The organism is Lactococcus taiwanensis, assembly GCF_017068355.1.
Lineage (GTDB): Bacteria > Bacillota > Bacilli > Lactobacillales > Streptococcaceae > Lactococcus > Lactococcus taiwanensis.
Window position 1 is genome coordinate 1084777 of sequence record NZ_CP070872.1, and the last position, 23505, is coordinate 1108281.

21 protein-coding genes and 1 riboswitch are annotated in these 23505 nt (G+C 38.5%); of the genes, 16 read left to right on the forward strand and 5 right to left on the reverse strand.

All coding sequences use genetic code 11. The annotated features are described in order from the left end of the window. The first annotated feature begins 19 nt into the window (after window positions 1-19). The 5 genes from JW886_RS05405 to JW886_RS05425 all read left to right on the forward strand — a co-directional run bounded on the left by JW886_RS05405 (window position 20) and on the right by JW886_RS05425 (window position 5903). Window positions 20-961, forward strand: a complete 942-nt coding sequence (locus tag JW886_RS05405; protein WP_205871494.1) for a zinc-binding dehydrogenase — start codon at window positions 20-22, stop codon at window positions 959-961. Between the two features lie 226 nt (window positions 962-1187). After that, a complete protein-coding gene (glyQ, locus tag JW886_RS05410) occupies window positions 1188-2141 on the forward strand; it encodes a glycine--tRNA ligase subunit alpha (RefSeq protein ID WP_075524651.1) in 954 nt (317 codons plus the stop codon). Next, window positions 2141-4162, forward strand: coding sequence for a glycine--tRNA ligase subunit beta (gene glyS, locus JW886_RS05415; RefSeq protein WP_205871495.1), 2022 nt, complete (start codon window positions 2141-2143; stop codon window positions 4160-4162). Before glyQ ends, glyS begins: the two co-directional genes overlap by 1 nt. 71 nt (window positions 4163-4233) lie before the next feature. Next, a complete protein-coding gene (locus tag JW886_RS05420) occupies window positions 4234-4476 on the forward strand; it encodes a DUF896 domain-containing protein (RefSeq protein WP_205871496.1) in 243 nt (80 codons plus the stop codon). A 40-nt stretch (window positions 4477-4516) separates the two neighbouring features. After that, window positions 4517-4585: riboswitch (Fluoride riboswitch) on the forward strand. A 106-nt stretch (window positions 4586-4691) separates the two neighbouring features. Next, complete coding sequence (locus JW886_RS05425) at window positions 4692-5903, forward strand: voltage-gated chloride channel family protein (RefSeq protein ID WP_205871497.1); 1212 nt, start codon at window positions 4692-4694, stop codon at window positions 5901-5903. Between the two features lie 12 nt (window positions 5904-5915). Here JW886_RS05425 and JW886_RS05430 read toward each other — a convergent pair whose 3' ends face one another. After that, window positions 5916-6503 carry a nicotinate-nucleotide adenylyltransferase gene (locus tag JW886_RS05430; RefSeq protein WP_075524655.1) on the reverse strand — a complete coding sequence of 196 codons (588 nt, stop codon included), beginning with the start codon at window positions 6501-6503 and terminating at the stop codon, window positions 5916-5918. Between the two features lie 199 nt (window positions 6504-6702). On the opposite strand from JW886_RS05430, the gene JW886_RS05435 reads away from it, so the two are divergent. The 5 genes from JW886_RS05435 to JW886_RS05455 all read left to right on the forward strand — a co-directional run bounded on the left by JW886_RS05435 (window position 6703) and on the right by JW886_RS05455 (window position 13089). Further along, complete coding sequence (locus tag JW886_RS05435; RefSeq protein WP_205872485.1) at window positions 6703-8175, forward strand: nicotinate phosphoribosyltransferase; 1473 nt, start codon at window positions 6703-6705, stop codon at window positions 8173-8175. Further along, complete coding sequence (locus JW886_RS05440; protein ID WP_075524657.1) at window positions 8175-8690, forward strand: GNAT family N-acetyltransferase; 516 nt, start codon at window positions 8175-8177, stop codon at window positions 8688-8690. The genes JW886_RS05435 and JW886_RS05440 overlap by 1 nt, the downstream gene beginning before the upstream one ends. A 30-nt stretch (window positions 8691-8720) precedes the next feature. Beyond that, window positions 8721-9545 carry an ammonia-dependent NAD(+) synthetase gene (gene nadE / locus JW886_RS05445; protein ID WP_200406797.1) on the forward strand — a complete coding sequence of 275 codons (825 nt, stop codon included), beginning with the start codon at window positions 8721-8723 and terminating at the stop codon, window positions 9543-9545. A gap of 139 nt (window positions 9546-9684) precedes the next feature. Continuing rightward, the gene (locus JW886_RS05450; protein ID WP_205871498.1) at window positions 9685-10386 is read left to right on the forward strand and encodes an ABC transporter ATP-binding protein; all 702 of its coding nucleotides are present in this window, start codon (window positions 9685-9687) and stop codon (window positions 10384-10386) included. Window positions 10387-10389: 3 nt separating this feature from the next. Continuing rightward, window positions 10390-13089 carry an ABC transporter permease gene (locus JW886_RS05455; RefSeq protein WP_205871499.1) on the forward strand — a complete coding sequence of 900 codons (2700 nt, stop codon included), beginning with the start codon at window positions 10390-10392 and terminating at the stop codon, window positions 13087-13089. 37 nt (window positions 13090-13126) lie between these two features. Here the strand turns inward: JW886_RS05455 and gatD are convergent, their stop codons facing one another. From gatD to murT, 3 genes are read right to left on the reverse strand one after another with little or no spacing between them, the layout of a single operon-like run. Next, a complete protein-coding gene (gene gatD / locus JW886_RS05460) occupies window positions 13127-13912 on the reverse strand; it encodes a lipid II isoglutaminyl synthase subunit GatD (protein ID WP_205871500.1) in 786 nt (261 codons plus the stop codon). After that, the gene (locus JW886_RS05465) at window positions 13909-14406 is read right to left on the reverse strand and encodes a hypothetical protein (protein WP_205871501.1); all 498 of its coding nucleotides are present in this window, start codon (window positions 14404-14406) and stop codon (window positions 13909-13911) included. The genes gatD and JW886_RS05465 overlap by 4 nt, the downstream gene beginning before the upstream one ends. Before the next feature lies 1 nt (window position 14407). Further along, a complete protein-coding gene (gene murT, locus JW886_RS05470; protein ID WP_205871502.1) occupies window positions 14408-15757 on the reverse strand; it encodes a lipid II isoglutaminyl synthase subunit MurT in 1350 nt (449 codons plus the stop codon). 170 nt (window positions 15758-15927) lie between these two features. Between murT and JW886_RS05475 the strand changes: the two genes are divergently transcribed. From JW886_RS05475 to JW886_RS09870, 6 genes are all read left to right on the forward strand, one after another. Beyond that, complete coding sequence (locus tag JW886_RS05475) at window positions 15928-16593, forward strand: acetolactate decarboxylase (protein ID WP_205871503.1); 666 nt, start codon at window positions 15928-15930, stop codon at window positions 16591-16593. A gap of 171 nt (window positions 16594-16764) precedes the next feature. After that, entirely contained in the window at window positions 16765-18588 is a 1824-nt protein-coding gene (gene lepA, locus JW886_RS05480; RefSeq protein WP_205871504.1) for a translation elongation factor 4, read from the forward strand. A 70-nt stretch (window positions 18589-18658) separates the two neighbouring features. Next, entirely contained in the window at window positions 18659-19294 is a 636-nt protein-coding gene (locus JW886_RS05485; RefSeq protein WP_200406802.1) for an SDR family oxidoreductase, read from the forward strand. A 183-nt stretch (window positions 19295-19477) separates the two neighbouring features. Then, window positions 19478-20947, forward strand: a complete 1470-nt coding sequence (locus tag JW886_RS05490) for an APC family permease (protein WP_075524667.1) — start codon at window positions 19478-19480, stop codon at window positions 20945-20947. 445 nt (window positions 20948-21392) lie between these two features. Continuing rightward, on the forward strand, window positions 21393-22109 hold the full coding sequence (locus JW886_RS09865; RefSeq protein ID WP_241003737.1) for a hypothetical protein: 717 nt from the start codon (window positions 21393-21395) through the stop codon (window positions 22107-22109). A gap of 50 nt (window positions 22110-22159) precedes the next feature. After that, window positions 22160-23164 carry an InlB B-repeat-containing protein gene (locus JW886_RS09870; RefSeq protein ID WP_241003738.1) on the forward strand — a complete coding sequence of 335 codons (1005 nt, stop codon included), beginning with the start codon at window positions 22160-22162 and terminating at the stop codon, window positions 23162-23164. A gap of 109 nt (window positions 23165-23273) precedes the next feature. Here the strand turns inward: JW886_RS09870 and JW886_RS05500 are convergent, their stop codons facing one another. Then, on the reverse strand, window positions 23274-23411 hold the full coding sequence (locus tag JW886_RS05500; protein ID WP_205871505.1) for a hypothetical protein: 138 nt from the start codon (window positions 23409-23411) through the stop codon (window positions 23274-23276). Window positions 23412-23505: the final 94 nt, after the last annotated feature.

Below are 23505 nucleotides of genomic sequence, written 5' to 3' on the forward strand. Positions count from 1 at the left end.
GATGCAAGGAGATGCATCAATGAAAGCTTTATATTTTGACAAATTTGGCGATTCGGAAGTTCTGAAATATGGAGAGCAGCCAGAACCAGTTCTTACGGCTGACGAAGTATTAGTAAAGACTTCTTTTATCGGTTTAAATTTTGCTGATATATATCGGCGCAGAGGTGAGTATACAATTGCCCAAAGAGCGCCTTATATTAATGGCTATGAAGGTGCTGGTTTTATCGTAGAATCAAAAGATAAGTGGCTTATTGGTAAACGAGTACTATTTGTCGATGTTCCTTTTGCAAATGCTTCTTTTGTAGCGGTACCTAAAGCGCATCTCATTATTTTACCAGATGATATTTCTCTAGAACTGGCGGCTAGTATTGGGTTACAAGGTCTGACTGCTGATTTTTTAGCGCATGATTTAGCTAAAGATCAACAAGGAGCTAAAGTCTTTATTTCTGGCGTGACAGGAGGAGTTGGACAGATCCTTAGTCAAATGCTTCGCGCTGATGGGATGAGCGTGTATGGCTCTGCTTCAAAAGAAAAAGTGGCTACTGCCATAAAACTTGGAGTAAAAGAAGTTTTTCCAAGTCGAGAATTTTCTTGGGTTGAGCAACAGAGTCAGCAATTTGATACCGTTTATGATGGGATTGGCTCAACCTTAAATCAATCTATTAAACTACTTAAAAATCGAGGGAAAGTTGTTCTTTTTGGTATGGCTGGAGGCCAGCCACCACAAATAGATTTTGTAAATCTTTTTTCTCAATCAAAGAATATCCTCACCGGTGATTTATGGCATTTTCTAACGTCTTATGAAGAAAGAAATAGCCGTGCTCAACGCCTGTTTAACTATTTTTTAGAAGAAAAAATTACGATTACCCCACCTACCATTTTTCACCTTTCTGATGGAAAGGCAGCCCATGACTATTTAGAAAAGGGGAAGAACGTAGGAAAAATCCTCTTGGTTCCGTAGCGTTGAGGTTTCTCTTGACAAAATGGGAAAATAGAGCTAGAATTTATAGGTAGCGACTCGAAGATAGTGAAAGTTCGGGAAAAATAATGGCTTAACTTAAAACTGTAATGAACACAAATAAAGTAAAAAATAAAGGTGGAACCGTGCATTTGCACCCTTTATCATGATTTTTGATAATTATGATGAGTGTGCGAGTGACGGTTTTTTTGAATTTTGGAGGAAAATAATGACAAATAAAAAACTAGCATTTCAAGATATTATCTTGACCCTACAAGGCTTTTGGTCTAAACAAGGGGCAAACTTGATGCAAGCTTATGATAATGAAGTAGGAGCAGGAACAATGAGCCCTTACACTTTCTTGCGTTCAAACGGACCTGAACCTTGGGGAGCCGCCTATGTGCAACCTTCACGTCGTCCTGCTGACGGTCGTTATGGTGAAAACCCAAATCGGTTGTTCCAACACCACCAATTCCAAGTTGTATTAAAACCCTCTCCAAAAAATATCCAAGAACTTTATCTTCAAAGTTTAGCTGAACTTGGAATTGATGCTTTAGAGCATGATATCCGCTTTGTTGAAGATAACTGGGAAAATCCTTCAATGGGATGTGCCGGTATTGGATGGGAAGTTTGGATTGATGGGCAAGAATGTACTCAATTTACTTATTTCCAACAAGTTGGAGGAATTGAAGTTGATTCCGTAACTTCAGAAATCACTTATGGTTTGGAACGTATTGCGACAGTTATTCAAGAGGTTGATTCTGTTTATGACCTTGAATGGGGGAATGGCGTAGCTTACGGTGATATTTTCAAAGAACCTGAATACGAACATTCTAAATTTGCCTTTGAAGAATCAAACCAAGAGCTTTTACTTAAACTTTTTGGAGAATATGAACAAGAAGCGCTTGATTTATTAGATAAAGGTTTAGTTCACCCAGCTTATGATTATATTTTGAAATCTTCACATACCTTCAATTTACTTGATGCACGTGGAGCAGTTTCTGTAACTGAGCGCGCAGGTTATATGCATCGCGTTCGTACAATGGCACGTAAGGTAGCAAAAACTTTTATTGAAGAACGTGCAAAACTTGGTTTCCCGCTCTTAAAAGATGAAGCGTTGCGTGAAAAATACCTGGGTAAAAAGGGAAAATATACAAAGATTGTTGAAGGAGAAGAAAAATAATGACAAATTACTTACTTGAAATTGGTTTGGAAGAAATTCCAGCACATTTGGTGACTCCTTCAATCAATCAATTAGCCGAAAGAATGGAAACTTTTCTTAAAGAAAATCGTTTAGAATTTGATAAAATTATTAAATTCTCAACTCCACGTCGTTTAGCAATACTTGTTGAAGGTTTGGCAGAAGCGTCAGAAGCGATTGATGAAGAAGTTAAAGGTCCATCTGCTAAAATTGCTAAAGATGCGCAAGGAAATTGGTCAAAAGCGATTCAAGGTTTCTCAAGAGGGCAAGGAGCTACTCCAGATGATTTAATCCTTAAGGGTGATTATTATTATGCTAAAAAACATATTGACGGAGTAAAAGCAGAAGAAATTCTGTCTAAAGTTGGCGATGAAGTCATCGCAAAAATGACATTCTCAACTTATATGAAATGGGGGAATAATGATTTTCTTTTTGTTCGTCCGATTCAATGGATTGTTTCACTTCTAGAAGATAAAGTTGTTGCTTTTGATTTATTGGACGTAACAGCAAATCGTTTTTCACGGGGCCATCGTTTCTTGGCAAATGTTGAGGTTGAACTCAAAAATGCAAATGATTATGCTAGCAAAATGCCAGAAAACTTTGTTTTAGTTGATGCTGAACATCGTAAAGCAGAAATTTCAGCTCAAATTTTGGCGCTTGCGTCTGAAAATAAATGGCAAGTTACTTTGCATAAAGATTTATTAGAAGAAGTAAATAATATTGTTGAATATCCAACTGCCTTTGTTGGTTCATTTGATCCTAAATATCTTTCTGTTCCAGCAGAAGTTTTAGTGACATCAATGCGTGATAATCAACGTTATTTTGAAGTTTATAACCAAGAAGGTCAACTCGCACCAAACTTTATCTCTGTCCGTAATGGGAACGCTGAAAATATTGAAAATGTCGTGCTCGGAAATGAAAAAGTTTTGGTTGCTCGTCTTGAAGATGCAGAGTTTTTCTGGAAAGAAGACCAAAAACTTAAAATTGAAGATTTGGTCGCTAAACTTGCTAAAGTAACTTTCCATGCAAAAATTGGTTCAATTACTGAACACATGGCGCGAACAAAAGAAATAGCCGCTAAGTTAGCTGATATTGCTGGTTTGACAGATGAAGAAAAAAGAGACGTTGCCCGTAGTGCTGAAATTTATAAATTTGACCTTTTGACAGGAATGGTTGGAGAATTTGATGAATTACAAGGGGTAATGGGTGAAAAATATGCGCTTTTAGCTGGTGAAAATGCAAATGTTTCTGCAGCAATTCGTGAACATTATATGCCAACTTCAGCCGAGGGAGAATTGCCTGAAACAAAAGTCGGTTCTGTGCTTGCAGCAGCTGATAAAATTGATTCAGTCCTCTCTTTCTTTAATGTTGGTTTAATTCCTTCTGGTTCAAATGACCCTTATGCCCTACGTCGAGCAGTACAAGGCTTGATTCGTATTATTGAAAAAATGAATTGGCATTTCGATCTATCTTTATTTATTGACCAATTTGAAGGTGAAAATCATCTTGAAATTTTGGATTTTGTCAAAGCACGTATTCAAAAACTCTTGCTTGAAAAACTTGATCGTCATGATATTGTTGAAGCGGCAATTAATAGTTCAAGCTTTGATATTGCTAACATAATGGAAGTAGCTTTTGTCATTGATGCGCACAAGGACCATCGACCATTTAAACCATCTATGGAAAACATTACGCGTTCAATTAATATTGTGAAAAAAAATAAAAGCACTTCGTCAGTAAGCGCAGCCTCTTTTGAATCACAAGCGGAACAAAACTTATATGATGTGGTGGTTTCATTACAGGATGAGTGGATGCAACTGTCAGCTGAAAATAAATTTAGAACACTTGTTCATGATTTATGTCCCGCTATCGAAAACTTCTTTGAAAATGTTATGGTAATGGCAGAAGATGAAGCTGTTCGTGAGAATCGTCTGGCGTTGCTTTCGGAAGTTGTTACCTTAACAAGTTCTATGGCTGACTTTAGTTTGATTAATACAAAATAATTGTGGTAAGTAATAAAATCTTTTAAAAAAACTACTGACAGACTGGTCAGTGAAAGAAAGGAACTTTAATTATGGCAATGACTAATGAACAAATAGCGCGCATTAATGAACTAGCTCGTAAGAAAAAAACAGAGGGTTTGTCAGAAGCAGAGCTTGAAGAACAAACTGTTTTACGACGTGCTTATATTGAGAGTGTTAAAGCTAATTTCCGTTCACAAGTTGAAACCATCAAAGTAATTGATGAAAAAACTGGGGAAGATGTTACTCCTGAGAAGATAAAAGAAGCTCAAAGAAAAAATGGAATGCGTGACTAGGCTCATCCTTGCAAATTATTTTAAAAATGAGTACAATAAGATAATAAATGGGAATGGTGCACTCCCAAAACCGCTGATTTAAAAATCAACTGATGGCGCCTACAAACAAAAGGCTGTTACTGACAGTCTTGTTTGTAGCGCCTTTTGTTTTGAAAAATTATAAGGTGAGGTTTTTTAGAGAAGCTCCTCACTCAGAATATAAGGAGTAGTAATTCATGAATTTTTTTAAACTGGGTATTTCTCGTGTACAAATTCTCTATGTATTTTTGGCGATTGTAATGGGACTTATAATTGGTGGAGTAGACGCACTTTTTGGTCGTGGTCTCATTTATATTACAAGCTTTAGAGACGCTCATGCTCTATATCTCATTCCCTTTTTAGGACTGTCAGGACTTTTGATTGTGTTTATCTACAGAAAGTATGGTAAAGAGAGTCAAAAAGGAATGGGCCTAATCTTTGAAGCGGGAAACCATGGAAGAAAAGAAATTCCAAAGCGCTTGATTCCATTGATTGTATTCTCAACGTGGCTTTCACATTTATTTGGAGCGAGTGTGGGGCGTGAAGGAGTCGCTGTTCAAATAGGGGGTGTGATTGGTCATACCATTGGTAAGAAATTATCAACGGAGGAGGCAGCAAAAATCTTACTTATCACAGGGATGGCAGCGGGTTTCGCAGGTCTTTTTCAGACCCCTATTGCCGCAAGTTTTTTTGCTATCGAAATTCTAATGTTAGGTAAGATAGAGTATCGGGCCTTAATTCCTGCATTGGTTGCTTCATATGTTGCGAGCGAAACTTCACATTACTTAGGACTTGAAAAGTTTTCATTTCATATTTCTAGCTCAATCCAAATAGAGCCTGTGACACTTCTCAAACTTTTGTTTGTTGCAATTTGTTTTGGCTTAGTTGGTCGCTTATTTGCTGTTTCATTGGCTTTTATGAAAGCTAAAGTCGCTAAAAAGATTGAAAATCCTTATCAAAGAATCCTCTTACTCGGTATTGTTCTCAGTATCGGACTTTTGTTGATACATTTGGATCGATACGCGGGACTAGGGACCAATTTGATTGCTCAAAGCTTTCACGGAGGTTCTATCAATGGATATGATTGGCTCTTAAAACTTATCTTTACTGTTTTAAGCATCTCCGCTGGATTCCAAGGTGGGGAAGTCACACCGCTTTTTGCTATAGGATCGTCATTAGGTGTTACTTTAGCACTTTGGTTGGGCTTACCAGTAGAACTGATAGCTGCTGCAGGTTACGTCTCTATCTTTTCAGCTGCAACGAACAGTTATTTTGGACCAATTTTTATTGCAGCAGAAGTGTTTGGCTTTGATTCAGTTCAGTATATTCTTCCCATTATGACCATTGCCTATGTGATTAATGGTAATGCATCCATTTATGCGCAAGAAGTCTTAAATCTTGAAATGTAAAAAAAAGCATGTTTATTCATGCTTTTTTTTATAGAGGTTGTTTTTTTGAATATACTGAAGCACACTTTGAGGCAATAGATAGGTAGGTTCGAGTTGTCTTGCAAAAGTTTCCCGAATCATGGTGCTTGAGATAGGTAAAAGTGGCGTTTCTAGCCAGGTGACAGGATAAGGGGACTCTGGTAAAAGTGGAGTGCGCCGGATGGCAATAAAGTTTACCAGCTTTATAAGTTCATCAATTTTATACCATTTGGGTAAATATTCAACCATATCACTGCCGATAATAAAATAAAAGTCAGTATCAGGGTGCAGTTGTGTGAGGAGCTTTAAGGTATCATAACTGTAAGATTTCCCCCCCCGTTCAATTTCGATAAGCTCCAAACCGAGTCTTGGATTATCTTTGATAGCAAGCTTTAGCATATTGACACGATGCTCGGCCGCAATTGTGTTCTTTGTGTCTACGTGCGGAGGGATGTTTTCAGGCATAAGGAGGACTTGGTCAAGGCTCATTTGTTGAGCTACTTGGTCAGCCATCATGAGATGGGCATGATGGATAGGATTGAAGTTTCCTCCAAGTAGCCCAATTTTTTTTCGTTTTTTCATGTTTTGATTATATCAAAAATGTCTCTTTTGTAAAAGAAAGAGGAAAATAAGAAACAGTCAATGTAAAGGCAAAGCGCTTATTTTTTTATCTGGTCCTTTAAGACGTTTGTAGTACAAATTTATGCAAAAATTTGATAAAATAAAGATTAGAAACGTCTTAAAATCAGTGAACTTCACAAATGTGAATGACGGAGGAATTATGCCACATCTTTATCCAGACGATAGTCTTACATTACATACCGATTTATATCAAATCAATATGATGCAAACTTATTTTAAACTTGGGCGACACAATCGCCATGCGGTTTTTGAGGTTTTTTTTCGAGAGATGCCCTTTAAAAATGGGTATGCTATTTTTGCTGGACTTGAGCGGATGGTGGAGTATTTAAAAACTCTCTCTTTTTCAGAGACAGATATTGAATACCTGCGGGAATTAGACTATCCTGAAGATTTCCTTAGTTATTTAAAATCATTAAGGTTTACAGGGACAGTAAGGGCGATGCGCGAAGGGCAGTTGGCCTTTGCAAATGAACCGTTAGTTCAAGTAGAGGGCTCACTTGCGGAATGCCAGCTGATTGAAACAGCCCTTTTAAACATCATTAATTTTCAAACATTGATTGCCACGAAAGCAGCTCGGATTAAATCGGTGATTGGTGAAGACCCTCTCTTAGAATTCGGGACACGCCGTGCCCAAGAAATGGATGCAGCCATATGGGGGACACGTGCGGCGGTCATTGGGGGAGCGGATGCGACCTCTAATGTGAGAGCGGCGAAGATTTTTGGTATTCCAGCGAGTGGGACGCATGCTCACGCCTTAGTACAAAGCTATGGAAATGACTATGAGGCTTTCAAAGCTTATGCATCCACCCATAAAGATTGTGTTTTTCTTGTTGATACCTACGATACTTTGCGAGTAGGTGTGCCTGCTGCGATAAAAGTGGCACGAGAATTTGGTAATAAAATTAATTTTCAAGGTGTGCGCATTGATTCGGGAGATATGGCTTATATTTCTAAAAAAGTTCGTCAGCAGCTGGACGAGGCCGGTTTTCCTGCTGCCAAAATTTATGCTTCTAATGACTTAGACGAAAACACTATTTTGAGCTTGAAGATGCAAAAGGCGAAGATTGATGTGTGGGGGGTGGGTACAAAACTTATCACCGCTTATGATCAACCAGCACTTGGGGCAGTTTACAAGTTAGTATCTATTGCAGATGAGAAAGGTCAAATGCAAGACACGATCAAATTATCAAGTAATGCTGAAAAAGTCTCTACACCTGGTAAGAAACAAGTTTGGCGCATCACGAAAAAAGGAGATGGTAAATCAGAGGGAGATTACATTACTTTTAACGAAGAGCGCCCTGATCAAGCAGATGAAATTTATATGTTCCATCCGCTCTATACTTATATCAATAAAAATGTGCGTGATTTTAATGCAAAACCGTTGCTAGAGAATATCTTTGTTAAGGGTGAATTGGTTTATGAGCTTCCCGCCCTTCAAGAAATAAAAGCTTTTGCTCGTGAAAATTTAGATGAATTATGGGACGAATATAAGCGTGATTTAAACCCACAGCCGTATCCCGTTGACTTATCGCAAGAGCTCTGGAACCACAAGATGCGCTTGATTTCGCAAGTGCGTACAACTGTTTCAATGACGAGATTGGATGATGTATAATGAGAATAAGAAGGATTGATATATGTGATGCCCGACTGTTTTGGGATGTCCAAAAACAGTTGGACACGGAAACAAAATTTATGATGTTAGAGCCGGATGAGCGGCGGTTTGATTTTAGTCGTACGATTGGGCAAATTTCACGTTTTGATTTCCTAATTGGTGCAGAAGATGCTGGAAAACTCGTTGGTTATTTATCGGCGAAACGTGGAAAAGCTCGACGAATCAGAAACACGGCTTACCTTGTGGTTGGGATTTTAGAAGCATACCAACACCAAGGAATTGGGACTCAGCTCTTTGAGTGGTTAGATGACTGGGCCAAAGATAAAGGCATCAAGCGACTTGAGCTCACGGTAATGGTTAATAATTATGCAGCTATTGCCCTTTATCACAAACAAGGATTTGTAATTGAAGGGGTACGCCAAGAAGCCATGTACGTAGATGGAAAATACATTGACGAATTTTATATGAGTAAAATTTATCCGTCAGTAAGTCCTGATGAAACGGTCAGTAACTGACCAAACCATCAGTTGTTGAAAGGAAATAAAATGACATTGCAAGACCAAATTATTCAAGAATTAGGCGTTAAACCGGAAATTGATCCGAAAGCAGAAATTCGCGTATCAGTGGAATTTTTGAAAGCTTATCTCAAAAAATATCCTTTTATAAAAGCATTTGTATTAGGGATTTCTGGCGGGCAAGATTCCAGTTTAGCAGGACGTTTGGCTCAAATGGCAATTGAGGAGATGCGAGCTGAAACAAAAGATGATACTTATCAGTTCATTGCAATCCGACTGCCTCACGGTGTACAAGCTGATGAAGCAGACGCCCAACGGGCTCTTAAATTTATTCAACCCGATGTGAGTTTAACGATTAACATTAAACCTGCAGTAGATGGGCAGGTTGCCGCTCTTAAGGAAGCCGGGATTGAAGTTTCTGACTTTAATAAAGGAAATATCAAAGCCCGTCAACGGATGATTACGCAATACGCCGTTGCAGGGGAGTACCACGGAGCTGTCCTTGGAACGGATCATGCGGCAGAAAACATTACAGGCTTCTTCACTAAATTTGGGGATGGGGGAGCAGATTTATTACCACTCTTTCGTTTGAACAAGCGCCAAGGTAAAGCGTTGCTTGCCGAGCTTGGCGCCGATCCTGCGCTTTATGAAAAAGTACCGACTGCCGATTTGGAAGAAGGCAAGCCAGGGCTAGCAGATGAAGTGGCTTTAGGCGTTACTTACCGTGATATTGATGACTATACAGAAGGGAAACAAATCTCTGCTGAAGCGCAAGAAAAAATTGAAGCTTGGTGGAATAAAACACAACATAAACGTCATTTACCAATTACAGTATTTGACGATTTCTGGAAATAAAAGACAAAAAGTTACTGACCAGCTGGTCAGTAACTTTTTCTTATCCTTTACAAAGGAAATCTAAGAAAAGGAAATCTAAGAAAATGAAAAGAATTATGTTATAATTATCATAATAGCGTTTTCATAATAGGAGGACTTTATGACTTTTATTCAACTTAAAGCCGAATCAAAAATTTATCAATCGGGACAAGAAAAAATCTATGCGAATGACCAAGTGACTTTTGATATTGAAGAAGGAGAACTAGCAGTTATATTAGGTTCTTCTGGTGCAGGAAAATCTACGGTGCTTAATATCTTAGGGGGGATGGATACGAGTGATGCTGGTGAAGTGTGGATTGATGGGCAAAACATCGCCAGCTTCTCTGCGAAAGAATTAATAACTTATCGGCGATACCAGGTAGGTTTTGTTTTCCAATTTTATAATTTAATCAATAATTTAACAGCAAAAGAGAATGTTGAACTGGCTTCAGAGATCGTTGAAGATGCGTTAGATGCTGAGAACGTATTAAAAGAGGTCGGCTTAGAGCACAGAATCCATAATTTTCCCTCTCAACTTTCGGGAGGTGAGCAGCAGCGTGTAGCAATTGCGAGAGCATTAGCTAAAAATCCCAAACTGTTGCTTTGTGATGAACCAACAGGCGCGCTTGATTATCATACGGGTAAGCAAATCTTAAAACTTTTACAAGAAATGGCACGTGAACAAGGGACAACAGTGATTATTGTGACGCATAATGCAGCCATTGCTCCAATTGCTGATCGAATCATCCAAATGCATGATGGTAAGGTGAAGGCGGTAAAAGAAAATGACCAGCCTGAGAGTATTGAACAGATCGAGTGGTGAGACATGCGTAAAAAGACACTAAATAAAGAAATACGTCGCTCTATTACTGGTTCGCTGGGCCGCTTTTTATCGATTTTTTCATTGATGGTTTTAGGCGTTTTTGCTTTCGTTGGGCTCAAAGTCTCTGGGCCGGATATGCGTGCCACCGCCGAACACTTTTACCGACAGCAGCAATTAGCTGATCTGACAGTCACTTCAAGTTTGGGCCTAGATCAAAGTGATCAAAAATTTTTGAAACAAACATCGGGTCTAAAAAAGATAGAATTCAGCTATTTTCAGGATGTTGTTATTAAAGATACTCACACGAGTTTACGCCTTTTCTCGCAACCTGATACACTCTCAACCTACCAACTCATGTCTGGTAAAATGCCACAAGATTCTGGTGAAATTGCTTTAGATTACCGATTTAAAGCGGACTATCATCTTGGTGAAACCCTTCATTTTGCAGCTGAAGCACAAGATGAGTCCAGGATTTTGCGCAAAGATAACTTTAAAATAGTTGGTTTTGTTAAATCCAGTGAATATGTTGATAAAAACACGTTTGGACCAACAACAGTTGGTACGGGACAACTTAATGGCTACGCCGTTGTTCCAAAAAATGCTTTCCAATCAAAAGTGTACATGATGGCACGCCTCAGCTATAAAAATCTCGCTGGACTGTCCATCTATGATGAAAAATACAATCAGCGCCTAGAACAACACCAAAAGCAATTAGAAACTCGCTTAAAGCAACAAGGGAAATCCCGTTTATCCGAGCTTCGGGAAAAATCTCAGATCGAGCTGGATGAGGCAAGGCAAGAGCTTGCGCAACAAGAAACCATTCTTACTCATCAGGAAAACCAACTTACTGAACAAAAATTACAACTTGAGCAAGCACAAGCGAGGGGAGTGGTGATGAGTGCTACTCAAACGGCACAGCTCCAAGCGGCACAAAAACAATTGCAAGAGGGGAAAGATACCCTCAAAAAAGGACAAGAAAAGCTCAAAAGTCAACAAGAAAAAATAGATGCTTTGAGTGTGCCAAAGTATACGGTGAACAGCAGAAAAGAGGGTAACCCTGGTTATCAAAGTTTTATAGATGACTCTACGCGGATTGATACCCTCTCAAATATTTTCCCCGTAGTATTGTTTGCTATCGCGCTTTTAGTTAGTTTAACGACAATGACACGTTTTGTAGAAGAAGAGCGGAGTAATTTAGGGTTACTAAAAGCGTTAGGGTATAAAAATGCTGAGATACGTAAAAAATTCTTGATTTATGGTCTGGTATCAAGTGGTGCGGGGGCATTGGTGGGAACGATTTTAGGACACACCTTTTTACCTTTAGCAGTTTTTAACGCCTATACGTCTTCTTCAACTTTTTCCAATCTTCGGTTGAGTTTTTCACTTTTTTGGACGATTGTGGCTTTTCTTATTGCAATAGCTTGTAGTGTGTTACCTGCCTATTGGGTGGTGGCTCAAGAATTAAAAGAGGTTCCTGCTCGTCTATTTTTAGCAAAGGTTCCTAAAGCAGGCTCTCGGATCTTTTTGGAGCATATTACTTTTATTTGGGAACGGATGAGTTTTACTTATAAAGTAACGGCTCGTAATCTTTTTCGCTATAAAAAGCGCATGTTGATGACCATTTTTGGTGTTGCTGGATGCACTGCCTTGTTGGTTATGGGATTTGGTATTAGAGATTCAATCTCTGGCTTATCAACTCGTCAGTTTGATCAAATCTTACACTATGATATGATTGCAATTAAGCAGGATTCAACTAAAAAAGCAGCTCAAAAATCCTTAGATAAGCAATTAAATTCAACAGATATTCAGGAAAAGTTACCCATAGCTTTTGAAAATTTAACTAAAAAAACGGGTGCCGCAAATGAAGTCCAAACGTTGAATGTTATTGCTACATCTGATGAGACAGCTTTTTCTCGATTTGTAACCTTACGAGAGCGAAAAAGTCAGGATAAACTTCAACTTCAAAAGCAGGGGAGTGTGATTTCTGAGAAACTCGCAGAAGTCTTGAAAGTTAAAGTAGGAGATACTTTTACGGCTGAAGATGAAGACAAAAAACTGCATAAGATTCGTGTAGCAGGAATTACTGAGATGTATATGGGACATTACATTTTTATGAATCAAACCCAGTATCAGCAAACTTTTGGGCGTACTTTTCAAAGCAATGCTTACCTTATTACACTTAAAAATCCAAGCGCAAAACGAATTAAGGATCAGTCAGCGGCTTTCATGAAACTTCCAGCAGTCAAGGCAGTCTCACAAAATAGTGATTTGAAAACAACCATTAATTCCTTTATGCATGGGATTAATAGTGTGATGTTTGTCTTAATCACATGTGCCATCTTGCTTGCAATTGTTGTGATCTATAATCTTACAAATATTAACGTGTCAGAGCGGATTAGAGAGCTTTCAACAATAAAAGTCCTTGGTTTTTATGATTCTGAAGTGACTTTGTATATTTACCGAGAAACGATTCTACTGAGTTTCTTAGGAATTGGCGCCGGCTTTGGGCTGGGTGCTTTCTTCCACCACTTTATCATTAGCCAATTAGCACCAAATCAAATCATGTTTGCCCCTGGGTTATACTGGACAAATTTGGTAATATCGGCAGCCATTACTTTTGCAACGACGCTCGCACTCGCTTTAGTTGTGCACTTTAAACTAAGAAAAGTTGACATGCTCGGAGCGTTAAAATCAGTAGACTAAAAAAACTTACTGACCAACTGGTCAGTAAGTTTTTGTTTTATTTTTCAACTTTTCGTTTGATATCACCGACCTGTTGTCCTTTTTCTTCATCTGCTAGAATTGCTTCAAAAGGGGGAAGTTGTAGATCCTCACCATATTTTTGGTAAAGGGCTGTAGTGACTAAACGGTATGCAAGGCGAGCATTCCGAGAAAGAATTGGTCCATGAAAATAAGTTCCGAAAGTATTTTTGTAAATCAAACCTTCCGTATCGTCATCAGGGTTATTTCCTCCGCCGTAAACAACACGACCGAGTGGTTTTTCGTTTTCAGAGAGGTAAGTAATTCCTGAATGATTTTCAAACCCATAGTAAGTTTCCCCAAACTCATCGTTATGTGTTTCGATATCTCCGATGAACCGATCCGTCCGTAAGTTTTCAGTGTAGTGTCCTAGGATCCCTGTTCCTTTGATCTTCGTACCTGCTGAGTTGACATAGTACTGACCGAGCATTTGATAGCCTCCGCAGATGGCTAGCATGGGTTTTTGCGCTTCAATATAAGCTTTGAGAGGTGCTGATAGCGCCGTCAGTGATTGATCCGCGATGATTTCTTGCTCATAGTCTTGACCGCCTCCCCAAAAGACGAGGTCGTAATAGTCTTTATCAAACTTATCACCCAGCGAGACAATTTCAAAAGTCATTTCGGTGCCTAATTTTTCACCAACGTACTTAAGCATGAGAATATTGCCATTATCTCCGTAGGTATTCATTAAATCACCATAAAGATGAGCAATATTTAAAGAATATTGAGGAGCTTCTAAGTTAGATTTTAAAGAAATATAAGTCATAAATTTCCTTTCAATTTTTCGACGAGTGCTTCGAAATACAGCTGAACTTGTCGCTTGTTATAGCCATAGAATTGTGTTTTGAACTCGGCTGATGCAATTGTCTCAAGACTTGGCTGATGCTCTAAAAAAGTATCCACTTGCTCAATACAGTAGCCACGCAGACTTTTTGAAAAATTAGTCTGGGACAAGTCAATTTCTGCAAGAATTGCACGTCGAGCATCTTGAAATTCAGCCTGGTGATTCAAGCGATAACGATAAGAAGCAAATTGTTTCAGGTAAAAGCGAACGTCTTGCTTGTCATAACCAAATGCACTCGTGGAAAAGTTTTGCTCCGCAAGCGCTTTTGGACTTATATGATCGGGAGCATCTGCGAGTTTTCGCATGAATTGGTCCACTTCGACACGATTATAACCTAGGCTTGAGGTGATAAAGTGCTTTTTTTCAGGATGCTCATAAGCGGTATTTTTTTGAAATTGATCGCCCGTCTTTACCATATCAGTGCATTTCCTTTTTAAGGTAATGATTTTCTGCTAAAAGTTCCCGCATTTGAAGCATGGCTGTATAGGTAGCAAGGATATAAACGTGTTCTTGTGGACTTTCTTTGATTACGCTTAAGATTTCAGATAAGTTAGCGCGCTCAGAAATCTTTTGTGCGTCAAATCCTGTAACACGCATGCGGCGCGCCATTTCAGAAGAACGTGCTCCACCAGTTATAATCTGATCAATAGCCATTTCATTTAACAGCTCAAAATTGGCATCCCAAATCCAGCTCGTATCAATCCCATCTGCGTAGTTCGCATTAAGGAGACTGACTAAAGTGAAGGGATAGGGTGCTAATTTCATCATTTCCAAGGCTTGGTTGGCACCAACTGGATTTTTAATGAGAACAATCGTCACTTTTTTCCCATCAATTTCTAGTGTCTCTTGTCGACCGAAAACGGCCTTGGAAAGTTCGAATCCCGCAGCAATCGTTGCTTTTGGTACGTTAAAATATTCAGCAACAGAAACAGCAGCCAGGGCATTATAAATATTATAGAGCCCTCCCACATTAATCTTATAGTCCGTCCCATCAATGACAAACTTAGAAGAAGTATTCGTAATCTCTGACAGCTCTGTCAGTTGATAATCAAGCTCTGGACGCGTAAAGCCACAATTTTCACAGATATAATTTCCTAAGTTAGCATAGGTATTCATCTGATAAGCTAAGATATGATGACAAACGGGACAAACCACGCCTTCTGTGTTGTAATGCGCATGGGTTGGTTGATGATTTTCATGATTAAAACCATAATATTTGACGGGATTGACCAACGTTTTAGAATGAAAGAGGGGACTATCTCCATTGAGCAAGACAGTAGCTTCTGGTGCATTTGCAGCGCCTTTTACAATGAAATCATAGGTCGTGTAGATTTCGCCGTAGCGATCCATTTGATCTCGGAAAATATTCGTGAAAACAAATAAAGAAGGCTTGATGTATTCCGTAATTTTAGGTAAGCTGGCCTCATCAATCTCAAGGACCGCAAATTTTTTCTCACCAGCTTTTGCTTTTGGAGCCTTTAAAAACGTGGAGACAATCCCTGTAATCATGTTGGCACCAGTTGGATTAGTCACGACGGGTCCAAAGGCTTTCTCAAGAATACCCACAGTTAAGGCCGTGGTCAATGTCTTTCCGTTTGTTCCGGTGATGACAATAATTTCATAATTTTGTGTTAAATTTTTTAAAATATCAGGGTCCACTTTCAATGCCACTTTGCCGGGCAGAGTCGAACCACGATGCAGAAAAGTTCGTAAGAACCATCCACTTGAATTTCCTGCAAATTTTGCGAGAGATGTTTTCATAGTCATGAAACTATTTTACCACAACAGGACTTTTTTAGATACTTTGAATTTTGAAAAAAATACACTTGAAAAAGGCCCACTTTTCCTGCAAATTTTTCAAGCATTAGAGCGGCTATTTTCGACAGCCTGTGATACAATTTTATCTATCAAACAAAAAAGGTACAAGAAACGAAAAGATGGAAACTAGTAAAATATTTCAACATAACACATTTACAACGCTTTCAGGTGGTTTTTATAAGGGTACTATTCGCCTGAAAGAGGCTTTGCAACATGGTTCAGCAGGTATTGGGACACTAGATACCGCGGATGGCGAAGTGACAATTATTGATGGAATTGCTTATCATGGGGATGCTCATAATCAGGTTCGTTTGGTTAATGATGAAGAAACCATGCCCTACGTAGCGATGGTTGACCATCATCCACTTCAAACATTTACTGACCAGTCCGTCAGTAACTCTAAGGATTTTTTAGCTCATTTAATTGAAAAATTTCCTACAAAAAATACAGCTTACAGTCTCGTCATCCATGGAAAATTTAAGAAGGTAACGCTCTCTAGTAAGCCTGCCAATAATACCCGTTCTTATCCAGAAATCATGGCGGACCAACCCTATTTTACAAAAGAGGAAGTAGAAGGGACAATGCTAGGGATCTGGTCACCTGAACACCTCAAAGATCTCTTCGGTTCAGGTTTTCACTTGCATTTTGTAAGTGATGATCGTACCTTTAGTGCTCATGTACAACATTTTATTACTAAGGAAGTAACTGTCGAAATAGGACAAATTAGTCAAATCGAGCAAGAATTCCCAACTGATGATGAAACATTTACACATCACCCTTTTTAAATGCTCTGATCAGCCTGTCAGCCGTCATTAACTTGGGGGGAAGTCCTCTCTTTTTATCCTGCCGTCTCTTACAAAAGAGACGGTTTTTTAAGGTGAAATATGATATAATTAACTCAACTGACTTTTTAGTTAACTAAATTTCTAGCGCCTGCAGGCGAAAAAAGGAACACTATGAATCTACAAGAAATGAACGCGCGTAAGGAAAAAATTCGTAATTTTTCAATTATCGCCCATATTGACCACGGGAAATCAACACTTGCTGACCGTATCCTCGAGCAAACTGAAACAGTTTCAAAACGAGAAATGCAAGCACAGCTTCTTGACTCAATGGACCTTGAACGTGAACGCGGCATTACCATTAAATTAAATGCTATCGAGTTAAATTATAAAGCCAAAGATGGTGAAACTTATATTTTCCACCTCATTGACACGCCAGGTCACGTCGATTTCACTTATGAAGTTTCACGAAGCCTTGCTGCCTGTGAAGGAGCAATATTAGTTGTTGATGCCGCACAAGGAATCGAAGCCCAAACCCTTGCAAATGTTTATCTTGCTTTGGATAATGACCTTGAAATTTTACCCGTCATTAATAAGATTGATCTACCAGCTGCTGACCCAGAAATGGTCCGTCAAGAAATTGAAGATGTGATTGGTTTAGACGCCTCTGAAGCCGTTCTTGCTTCGGCCAAAGCTGGGATTGGGATTGAAGAAATTCTTGAACAAATTGTTGAGAAAGTTCCCGCTCCTCAAGGGGAAGTCGACGCTCCGCTCAAAGCTTTGATTTTTGACTCAGTTTATGATGCCTATCGAGGCGTTATCCTTCAAATTCGGGTCATTGACGGCTCGCTTAAAGTTGGGGACCGTATTCAATTGATGAGTAACGGTAAAGAATTTGATGTCACAGAAGTTGGGATTTTTACACCAAAAGCAGTCGCTCGTGATTTCTTAATGGCTGGAGATGTAGGTTATGTCGCAGCCTCTATTAAAACCGTTGCGGACACACGTGTCGGAGACACCGTGACCCTTTCATCAAATCCAGCAACCGAGGCTTTAGAGGGTTATAAAGAAATGAACCCCATGGTATTTGCGGGGATTTATCCAATTGAATCAAATAAATTCAATGACTTGCGTGAAGCCCTAGAAAAACTTCAATTAAACGATGCTAGTCTTCGTTTTGAACCTGAAACATCGCAAGCGCTTGGTTTCGGATTCCGGTGTGGTTTCCTCGGTCTCTTGCATATGGATGTCATTCAAGAGCGTTTAGAACGTGAATTTGGCATTGATTTGATTATGACCGCGCCATCCGTTGTTTATCATATCAATACAACGGACGGTGAAACCCTTGAAGTAGCCAACCCATCAGAATTCCCAGATCCTACGCGCATTGAAAACATCGAAGAACCCTTTGTTAAAGCTCAAATCATGGTACCAAATGATTTCGTTGGTCCGGTTATGGAATTAGCTCAACGAAAACGTGGAATTTTCCTAACAATGGATTATTTAGACGCAAATCGTGTCAATATCATTTATCATATTCCGTTGAGTGAAATTGTCTTTGATTTCTTTGATAAACTTAAATCATCAACTAAAGGTTATGCCAGCTTTGATTATGAAATTTCTGATTACCGTCCATCAAATCTTGTGAAAATGGACATTCTCTTAAATGCCGAAAAAGTGGATGCCTTAAGTTTCATTGTCCATAAAGATTTTGCTTATGAACGTGGTAAAATTATTGTTGAAAAACTTAAAAAACTCATTCCACGTCAACAATTTGAAGTACCAATCCAGGCAACGATAGGAAATAAAATCGTTGCCCGTTCAGACATTAAAGCACTCCGTAAAAACGTCTTGGCCAAATGTTATGGTGGCGATATTTCCCGTAAGCGAAAACTCCTTGAAAAACAAAAAGCCGGCAAAAAACGGATGAAAGCCATTGGTTCAGTAGAAGTCCCTCAAGAAGCCTTCTTATCTGTCCTCTCAATGGATGAAGAGTAAAGAAAAATTCTCAAAACCGCCAATAGGGTGGTTTTTTGTTACAATGAAAGAAGTAGAAAAGAGGTAGAAAATGAAAATATTTATCGTTGGAAGTACCGGACGTGTAGGTAAAAGTTTGCTCAAATCTCTCTCAACAACAGACCATCAAATCTATGCTGGAGCAAGAAAAGTTGAGCAAGTTCCTCAATATAATAATGTAAAAGCTGTTCATTTCGATCTTGATTGGACTCCGGAGGAAATGGCCAAGCAATTACATGGAATGGATGTTATTATTAATGTTTCAGGATCAGGCGGAAAAAGCTTGTTGAAAGTTGACTTATATGGGGCTGTCAAACTCATGCAGGCAGCTGAGAAAGCAGAAGTGAAACGATTTATCTTACTAAGCACGATTTTTGCTTTGCAACCTGAAAAATGGGTTGGTCCCGGTTTTGATAGTTTAAAAGATTACTACATTGCTAAATATTTTGCTGATTTGTACTTGACTAAAGAAACGCGTCTCGCTTATACCATTTTACAACCCGGTACCCTTACTGAAGAGAAAGGGACTGGTCTTATCGCAATCAATGATAATCAATCAGGAAAAAATACAATTGAAGATGTCGCACAAACACTCAAAGCACTGATTCATACAGATCAAGCCATTGGTAAAGTAATTACCATGCATAACGGCTCTCTACCAATCACCCAAGCTCTGGAAGAACTTTAAAATTAAAGGCTATAAAAAATGTACCCTGCACGTTACTGGAGCGGTGCATTTTTATATGCGGTAAAAAATTGACATCACCAACGCTTTCATTTATAATTTGTTGTAATCTTTTTCTAACGAGAGGGGATTAGAAAGACTTGTCACTGTCCGCAAGTTTTTCAAAAAATTATTTTAAGGAGTAGTATGGACACTAAAAAAATTAGATGGTTTACCGTCGCATTCATTGCCTTTAACATGGTTTGGGGAATGGGGAATGTTGTCAATAACTTTGCTCAACAAGGAATTACTGTTGTTACCTCATGGCTGTTAATTTTGGCTTTGTACTTTATTCCCTATGCATTGATTGTTGGTCAACTGGGTTCAACTTTTAAAGAGAGTAAAGGTGGGGTCAGTTCATGGGTCGAAAATACCAGTACGAAACGTTTGGCTTATTATGCAGCATGGACTTATTGGGTAGTGCACATCCCTTATCTGGCTCAAAAACCACAAGCGATTTTGATTGCTTTTGGTTGGGTGGGTCAAGGAAACGGAAATCTGGTTAATCAGATGTCAATGACCGCTGTTGCTTTGGCTTCCTTAGCAATTTTTCTAGCTTTCTTATGGTTGTCAACTAAAGGGTTAAATACGCTGAAAGTGATTGGTGGACTTGCGGGAACAGCAATGTTTGTTATGAGTTTACTTTTCATTGTCATGGCGATTGGAGCACCTTTTATCGCAAAAGATTTCCACATTGCAACGCCGGACATGGGAAATATTAAAACGTATCTCCCTAAATTTGACTTTAGTTATTTCACAACGATCTCAATGCTAGTTTTCGCTGTCGGTGGTGCTGAAAAAATTTCTCCTTATGTTAACCAAACAAAAAATCCAGCAAAAGAATTTCCAAGAGGGATGTTTTTACTAGCTGGAATGGTTGGGATCTGTGCCGTCTTAGGTTCGATTGCCATGGGAATGATTTTCTCAAGCGGTAATTTACCGAATGACTTGATGGCTAATGGTGCTTATGCAGCATTCCAAATTTTAGGTCAACACTTTGGTGTCGGAAACTTTTTGATGATTGTCTATGCTTTAACGAACGGTGTAGGACAAATTGCTGCCTTAGCTTTCTCTATTGACGCGCCATTACGCATTTTACTTGCTGATGCCGACCCAGAATTCGTTCCAGCATGGTTACGTAAAAAGACAAATAAAGGAACACTAAAAAACGGTTATACGCTTACCGGAATTTTGGTAAGTATTATCATTCTTTTACCAATTCTTGGAATTGGTGATATGAATGAATTAGTCAAATGGTTGACTAATTTAAATTCAGTTGTGATGCCAATGCGTTATCTTTGGGTCTTCTTTGCCTTTATGATGTTAAATCGGGCAGTGAAACATTTTCAATCTGAATATAAATTTATCAAACAAAAACGTCTTGCCATGATTGCTGGTGCTTGGTGTTTCCTCTTTACACTCATTGCCTGTGTGTTAGGAATGGTTCCAAAATTAGACTATGCCGCTAATCCATCTGCATGGTGGTTCCAACTGGCATCAAATATTTTGACACCAGTTGTGTTGCTCTTATTGGGAATGCTTTTACCCTATATCGCTCGACGTGAGCAACGGCAAACCAAGGATTTGGTTATAGATTCAAATTTAAAAGCGGAGTAAAGAAGACGTCCTAATTAAGTTAGGGCGTTTTTTATAAAAATATCTAGATAATTCACAAGCTAGGTGAAAGAAGCGGCTACAATTAGCTAGGATGTGTTCAATATAAAAATTAATAATTAAGTTACTGGAACGATAGTTTCAGTAACTTTTTCTTATTGAAATATCATTTAATGTTTTCATAAAGTTAAAATATTTTCGATGACAGTTCGATTTATTGAACGATTTCTTGTAAAGGATATTACGAGATACAAATAGAAGAGTCTTTTTTGTGTGATTTAAATTAAAAAAAAGGTATTTGTGTAGACAATTATAATAAAAAATATATTGATTTAATTTATTTTTCATTATAATATGAGTATCTAAGGAATAATAAAAAGGAAGCCCAATTCTAGATGGGGCAAAGTCCTTTCATCGTCTTTGCCTATAAATGGAACAAGGAGAAAAAATGAAAAAATATCAAATCTTACACAAAGCGCTATCTTTGAGAAGAATCATTATGGTTTCTTTCATAATAGCATTCTGTACGCTCTTAAATATATTACCTGTACGCGTATTTGCAGCAAATGGTGGAGCAATCACAACTGCGGATAAAACTTATACTTTCGATTATAAAACACATATTCCATGGGTAGGAGCGACCAATAGCTTGTTTAAAGCTTCCTTTAATATCCCCTCACCAGGTACCAATACAACAGATGGGGACCGTTATCAAGGAACGCTTACATTTACGAAATTGCCTAACAGTGATTATCGACTGATAAAGGTTATTCCTTACATGGAGGCCCCTACTTTTACTATTACCAATTCTGGTAATTCTACAGCTGCAGCTGGTTCTTATAACTGGGATGAAAGTCTACAAGCTTGGGTCCTTCCCAATCCCCTCATAGACAACACTTCTACTAGTGTTGATACAAGTCAAGCGGTTAATGGCAGTGCTGGGATTAAAATCTATATGACAGGAAAGTCAACAGGGTTCATGCCACTAAGTACGCTTAAAAATGATTCTACATTAACCGAGACTAGACCTGTGTTTTTATTGGGCGATGTCGCTGAACTTGAACCAAATCTCACGCAAAATGTTCCCTTTACTCTCTATCAAGAAAAGCATATAATGGTGATCCAAATAAATGGCATGCTTTCAACTTTGATGTCCCAGCTTTAGTTCAGTATGAATACGATGGACAGGTAACTGGAACGAATCCCTATGATCAGATGTCCTTAGTCCCAGGAGATACTGCGCATTTCGAATCAGAGATAAGCTTGGCTTCTCCTCAGAAAATGGCAGTGGACATGATCTGGCAGGTAAGTAGAGATAGCGGGGTGACCTATAACGATATAGAAAGTTTGACAAATTCAGGAGGAAATCAAAGTATTTCTAAGCCACTCGACTTTGTTTCTGATATTTCAGATGAAGGAAGCTTCTACCGCTTGAAAATCATACCGGTTAATTCAATAAATAATGACCCAATATACACTGAGCCTGCTGTTTTAACATTCAGGGCAGAGAGCTTAGAATTTAATATCAATTACGTTCTCAACGGTGGAACAAACCATCCTAATAATCCTTCAACATACAGCTATGGTCACGGAATAAATTATTTCGAAGCTCCAGAACGTGAAGGTTATACTTTCATGGGGTGGACAGATGAAAATGATAATCCTGTAATCAATATTGGAACAGATGCACAAGGCGATAAAACACTCCATGCGAAGTGGCAGGCTAATTCTTATAACATAATTTATCTTCTAAATGATGGAGTGAATTCCGATAAAAATCCAAAAACTTACATCTATGGACAAGGCGTAACTAGCTTTGAAAAGGCAAGGCGTGAAGGTTACACTTTCATGGGATGGACAGATGAAAATGGGAAAAAAATAGAAGTCATCTCTACGCAGGACCAAGGTGATAAAACCCTTTATGCTAACTGGAAAAAAGTAGCAGTAGTGCCGGAGAATGTTCAAGAACTTAAAGAGGATAAAAAAACTGAAGAAAATGAAGGTACACAAGAAAATATAAAAATTCAAAAAAGCCATGAATCATACAATATCAAGAACGTTCAAAACATCTCTATGCCTACTGAGGATGGCAAAGAAAGTGAAAAGCTTCCCTTGACAGGAGAGAAAACAAAATCTTATTTTTCTATCCTAGGTGTGATTATTCTCCTGTCCCTTTCCTTACTAGGAGTAAAAAGATACTTAACTAATAATAAAGATTAACAAAAGCAAAAGGAGAGGAAAAGACTAGCTAAGGGCTAGTCTTTTTTGGTGTGTTACAGCTACTACGTGCTTATTCTGTGAAAGAATCCGCTTCTTCAATTCTATATTTTTAATACTTTTGAACCAGCTCGTAAGCTGCATCAGCTTGTTGTGTGACACCTTGATTATGGATGACCAAAGTTACAGTTTGTCTTGCTATTTTTTGAAGTGCCTGTGTAAGGTAAAGCTTTTCTAGATTTAGGTTCACTCACTTTATCGCTATATTTGTGAGTACCATATTTTCCAGAAGTAGAAAAAGTAATTATTGTTGTCGGCCTTTATAAAAGCTGACTTTTTTCGCA

Bases quoted from the DNA above. Each gene is read 5' to 3' on its own strand.
- JW886_RS09870 (WP_241003738.1), top strand. From the start codon at position 22,160: ATGTCCTTAGTCCCAGGAGATACTGCGCATTTCGAATCAGAGATAAGC.
- JW886_RS05425 (WP_205871497.1), top strand. From the start codon at position 4,692: ATGAATTTTTTTAAACTGGGTATTTCTCGTGTACAAATTCTCTATGTA.
- JW886_RS05440 (WP_075524657.1), top strand. From the start codon at position 8,175: ATGAGAATAAGAAGGATTGATATATGTGATGCCCGACTGTTTTGGGAT.
- JW886_RS05430 (WP_075524655.1), bottom strand. From the start codon at position 6,503: ATGAAAAAACGAAAAAAAATTGGGCTACTTGGAGGAAACTTCAATCCT.
- JW886_RS05455 (WP_205871499.1), top strand. From the start codon at position 10,390: ATGCGTAAAAAGACACTAAATAAAGAAATACGTCGCTCTATTACTGGT.
- JW886_RS05420 (WP_205871496.1), top strand. From the start codon at position 4,234: ATGGCAATGACTAATGAACAAATAGCGCGCATTAATGAACTAGCTCGT.
- JW886_RS05465 (WP_205871501.1), bottom strand. From the start codon at position 14,406: ATGGTAAAGACGGGCGATCAATTTCAAAAAAATACCGCTTATGAGCAT.
- nadE (WP_200406797.1), top strand. From the start codon at position 8,721: ATGACATTGCAAGACCAAATTATTCAAGAATTAGGCGTTAAACCGGAA.
- JW886_RS05475 (WP_205871503.1), top strand. From the start codon at position 15,928: ATGGAAACTAGTAAAATATTTCAACATAACACATTTACAACGCTTTCA.
- JW886_RS05485 (WP_200406802.1), top strand. From the start codon at position 18,659: ATGAAAATATTTATCGTTGGAAGTACCGGACGTGTAGGTAAAAGTTTG.
- JW886_RS05450 (WP_205871498.1), top strand. From the start codon at position 9,685: ATGACTTTTATTCAACTTAAAGCCGAATCAAAAATTTATCAATCGGGA.
- gatD (WP_205871500.1), bottom strand. From the start codon at position 13,912: ATGACTTATATTTCTTTAAAATCTAACTTAGAAGCTCCTCAATATTCT.
- JW886_RS05490 (WP_075524667.1), top strand. From the start codon at position 19,478: ATGGACACTAAAAAAATTAGATGGTTTACCGTCGCATTCATTGCCTTT.
- JW886_RS05405 (WP_205871494.1), top strand. From the start codon at position 20: ATGAAAGCTTTATATTTTGACAAATTTGGCGATTCGGAAGTTCTGAAA.
- JW886_RS09865 (WP_241003737.1), top strand. From the start codon at position 21,393: ATGAAAAAATATCAAATCTTACACAAAGCGCTATCTTTGAGAAGAATC.
- murT (WP_205871502.1), bottom strand. From the start codon at position 15,757: ATGACTATGAAAACATCTCTCGCAAAATTTGCAGGAAATTCAAGTGGA.
- JW886_RS05435 (WP_205872485.1), top strand. From the start codon at position 6,703: ATGCCACATCTTTATCCAGACGATAGTCTTACATTACATACCGATTTA.
- lepA (WP_205871504.1), top strand. From the start codon at position 16,765: ATGAATCTACAAGAAATGAACGCGCGTAAGGAAAAAATTCGTAATTTT.
- glyQ (WP_075524651.1), top strand. From the start codon at position 1,188: ATGACAAATAAAAAACTAGCATTTCAAGATATTATCTTGACCCTACAA.
- glyS (WP_205871495.1), top strand. From the start codon at position 2,141: ATGACAAATTACTTACTTGAAATTGGTTTGGAAGAAATTCCAGCACAT.